The following is a 542-nucleotide window of genomic DNA, read 5'->3' on the forward strand; positions in this document are numbered from 1 at the left end:
CTGGCGTGATGGACATAGCGCTGCGCCCGCGTGCCGCACAGCTCCAGCAGGTAACGCTGGTCATAAATCCGCGTGCTCAGATGGCGCAGGCGGTACTGGCTGTCGAGCAGCATCACGCCATACAGTGCCCGCGAACGCGCCCTTTGCAACACGTCGGACGCAGGCGGTTGATCAATCCACAGGCCCGCATCGCCTTGGGTATTGGGGTCGACGATGTGCTCAAGGCATTTTGCCCAGGCGCCGATTTCCAGTGGCAGTGGCACATAAGGCGCGGTCCCCGCTTCGCACTGCTGCACATGTTTACGGGCCGTTTCAAAGGCATCCCCCAGAAACGCCCCGCTCAGGTCGCACAGGTAACGCGCCGGCTGGTCGAGCATCCATTCAAAACCGGTCTGCCGGGCGCGTTGCGGGGCCGGGACCGACAATGGAAAAGCGCTGCGATTGAGGTTCAACCAGGTGATATGCGCCTGGGCCGCCGCGCCCTGATTACCCCTGTCGCGCACATCAAAATTACTGAAAGCTTCCAGCATGGCCAGGCCATC

The 542-nt window shown here is 62.2% G+C and carries 1 pseudogene; it reads right to left on the reverse strand.

Annotated elements, in window-relative coordinates:
* A pseudogene (locus CFII64_RS17895) lies at window positions 1-530 on the reverse strand (hypothetical protein); the annotation flags it as partial.
* Between the last annotated feature and the right edge of the window lie 12 nt (window positions 531-542).

Source organism: Pseudomonas sp. CFII64 (assembly GCF_000416235.1).
Classification (GTDB): domain Bacteria; phylum Pseudomonadota; class Gammaproteobacteria; order Pseudomonadales; family Pseudomonadaceae; genus Aquipseudomonas.